The organism is Psychrobacter sp. (assembly GCF_030457785.1).
In the GTDB taxonomy this organism is placed as follows: domain Bacteria; phylum Pseudomonadota; class Gammaproteobacteria; order Pseudomonadales; family Moraxellaceae; genus Psychrobacter.
The window spans coordinates 1-2,966 of the sequence record NZ_JAKDUI010000265.1 but is presented as its reverse complement, the minus strand read 5'-3'; the positions used below and the strand labels follow the sequence as shown (position 1 = coordinate 2,966).

Here is a 2,966-nt window from a genome sequence, read left to right as displayed (position 1 = left end):
AATAATAACAACCACTTATGTCTGAAAAAATATAAGCACAATAACAATATATAAAAATCATCAACAATAAAAAAGTGCTATGATAAACCATAACTCTAGATGCGCGCAGGTTTATTATGAACTTTTCTCTCAACCAAAACTCATCAACTGCTGCCTTGAGCCGTAAAGTCATGAAAACCCTTATGAGTCGATCTGGTATTACTTTTTCGCTGATGAGTGCCGCCGTCCTCACTGTATCAGGCTGTGCGACTACTCCTAGCCTGACGCCCCAGCAGTGTCAGTCCAGCAACTGGCAAGAAGTTGGCTACTCTGACGGTATCCGTGGTCGATCTGGTAATTATTTTGGTAATTACGCAAACAGTTGCGCAAGCGTCGGTGGGACAATGCCAAACCGTATGAAATGGGAGGAAGGGCGCCAACAAGGGCTCAAGAACTACTGCACAGAGCTCAATGCCTATAAACTCGGCCGCGAAGGTTATGATTGGCAGTCAGTCTGCCCACTAGCAGGCATTGAAGCGCTCGAAGAGGCTTATTCACAAGGGCGCTACTATTACATCCGCCAACGCGATTTAGACTACCTAGGCTTACCTTACTCTTATGGATACGGACCTTTTAAACGTAGCCGCCTTGATTTCGGTCGTCGCCCGTTTGGTTATGGATGGTAAGACTCTTTCACGTAACACGTAAAATTTGTAGGCATATCAGGCATATTTTAAAGGAAGGCTAAATCTTTGAGAGGTCAAAGTCTGCTTTAGTATTAAGTAGGTTTATAGATGGGAGACTCTTAGATATCGAATACGACTCTTGGATATCAAGCACATAAGTACAGCGGTATAAATAAAGGAAACCTCACAAGGTGACCCAAGCGAGGCGGGAGAAAGTTTTTATTATTTTAGTTGTTCTTCTTATTATTATTTTGATTATTTTTTTATTGGTCAGTTTGTTTGTACTACTAACCATCCATCTGTTGTGAACGATGGCAAGGTCAGAATACTTACATCACTGCAGTCGCATCCACTGCTAACTGTTAAAATCTTGCCCAAAAGCTATTCGTTGACGAAAGCTATCTTAGTCAATCCTGCGTTACTAGCAGCCGCTAGCACTTGCGCCACGGTATCATATTTACCTTCTTTATCAGCGCGTAGCTGCACAGAAGGGTCTTTACCTTCTGCACTTTGCTGCTGCAAACGTGCTTCCAACTCTTCCATACTGATAGGATCACTGTCCCAAAAGATTCCTGCATCTTTATCAATACTGACTTGAATGGCTTCTGGCGGTGTCTGAGTGGCCTGTGCACTAGTCTTAGGCAGGTCCAGTGGTACCGTCGGATTTAGCACTGTCGCTGTCAATAAAAATATAATCATCAATACCAGCATAATATCGATAAGCGGAATGAGGTTCATCTCATTCATACTTTGCGCTTCATCATCACCTAATTGAAATGCCATAATCACCCTCAAGACACTACTGTCCATACGTTTGGATATTCGCAAGATAGCTTGCTGTTGTTAACTTATAATGACGCACTGATCATTATCATTATTTTATCTACGGTTTTCGCCTGGCTCTGATTACACCTTTGATGGTGCGGAACCACGATACTGGCTAGCTGACGGCTCATCTGTTTTGGTAGATGGCTTGGTGGTCGCCTTAGTACTAGTACCCGCGACTGGTTGCGGTGTAGTCGTTTGCTTGGTAGACGCTGACAATAAGTCATGCGCTCTATCGTTGGCATGGTACAGCACACGGCGGTTGACACGTACAGCAAGGTTATAGAACACCACCGCTGGAATAGCAACAGCGATACCCAAACCTGTCATGATAAGCGCCTCACCAACTGGCCCCGCTACTTGACCTAAGCCAGCTTGCCCACTCGTACCGATGTTGTGCAATGCATGAAAAATGCCCCACACAGTACCAAACAAACCGATAAACGGTGCAATCGCTGCCGTCGTGCCAAGGATAGGAAGCCCACGCTCACTCGAAAAACGATAACGGCTAATATTTTTTAGCAAGGCTTGCTCAGTGATCAATCGGCGATCAGCGGCATCAACATCTCTCAGCTCAGTCTGTTTTGCCGCAATTTGCTGACTCAAGTCATCAGCCACATTGGCAGCCAGTTTGCGACTTTGTAGTACACGAAGAATGCCAATCACCCACGAGATGATAGATAACGCGAACAGTAAAAAGAACAAAGTCTTCGTTACCATATCGCTAATTTGCCAGTAATACATAAAGTCCATATCAGACTCCTTAATGTTTGATGCAGTTTTTGATGCAGTGTTTAATGCCGTGACATGATAGCGCTGAGCAAAATGCCAATCGACCTATCATGAAAGTTATGGATAAATATTGTTGAAAAACAAGTTAAACGCGCCTACTAGGGCACTTCATAGCTTACTGGCAATGTCACGTTGCCTACTACGGGTACACCATTCTTGGTAAATGGCTTGAACCTGCCGCTACGTGCTTGGCGCTGCGCCTCTCTGTCTACCACCGCATTACCTGACGATGTAGCAACTGATACGCTATCAATACCACCCTGTTTGTTCACTCTCATTCTCAATACCACTCGGAAAGTATCACCTGAACGAGCGCTACGAGCAGCACGTGAAGGAAACTCGAATCTCGGTCGAGATGCCCAGTTTGCATTACTGGCAGTGAAGCTCACTGGTGTATTGCTAGCTGCAGCCGCTGCTCTTGCTGCTTCTGCTCTTGCTGCTTCTGCTCTTGCTGCTTCTGCTCTTGCTGCCTCTGCTCTTGCTGCTTCCACTCTTGCTGCTTCCACTCTTGCTGCTTCCACTCTTGCAGCTTCTGCCCTTTCTCTTTCGACTCTTTCTCTTTCAGCTCGCTGTCTTTGCGCTTGCTCATTCCGAGCTGCTTGCGCTGCTATGATTTTAGTGCGATCAATTTCAGGCTCTGGTATTGGTTCAGGCTCTGGTATTGGTTCAGGCTCTGGTATTGGT

General features: G+C 45.4%; 4 protein-coding genes. 1 reads left to right on the top strand and 3 read right to left on the bottom strand.

From position 1 onward, the window contains the following. The first annotated feature begins 116 nt into the window (after positions 1-116). Positions 117-665 carry a DUF2799 domain-containing protein gene (locus tag L0J61_RS10335; protein ID WP_225735394.1) on the top strand — a complete coding sequence of 183 codons (549 nt, stop codon included), beginning with the start codon at positions 117-119 and terminating at the stop codon, positions 663-665. Between the two features lie 381 nt (positions 666-1,046). Here the strand turns inward: L0J61_RS10335 and L0J61_RS10330 are convergent, their stop codons facing one another. The 3 genes from L0J61_RS10330 to L0J61_RS10320 form a co-directional block, all read right to left on the bottom strand. Further along, positions 1,047-1,448 (bottom strand): biopolymer transporter ExbD, encoded by a 402-nt coding sequence (locus L0J61_RS10330; protein WP_192529767.1) that lies wholly within the window; start codon positions 1,446-1,448, stop codon positions 1,047-1,049. A 123-nt stretch (positions 1,449-1,571) separates the two neighbouring features. Continuing rightward, positions 1,572-2,243, bottom strand: coding sequence for a MotA/TolQ/ExbB proton channel family protein (locus L0J61_RS10325; protein WP_192529766.1), 672 nt, complete (start codon positions 2,241-2,243; stop codon positions 1,572-1,574). 137 nt (positions 2,244-2,380) lie between these two features. Next, the coding region (locus L0J61_RS10320; protein ID WP_301466358.1) for an energy transducer TonB at positions 2,381-2,966 on the bottom strand (586 nt) is incomplete at its 5' end.

Bases quoted from the DNA above. Each gene is read 5' to 3' on its own strand.
- L0J61_RS10330 (WP_192529767.1), bottom strand. From the start codon at position 1,448: ATGGCATTTCAATTAGGTGATGATGAAGCGCAAAGTATGAATGAGATG.
- L0J61_RS10325 (WP_192529766.1), bottom strand. From the start codon at position 2,243: ATGGACTTTATGTATTACTGGCAAATTAGCGATATGGTAACGAAGACT.
- L0J61_RS10335 (WP_225735394.1), top strand. From the start codon at position 117: ATGAACTTTTCTCTCAACCAAAACTCATCAACTGCTGCCTTGAGCCGT.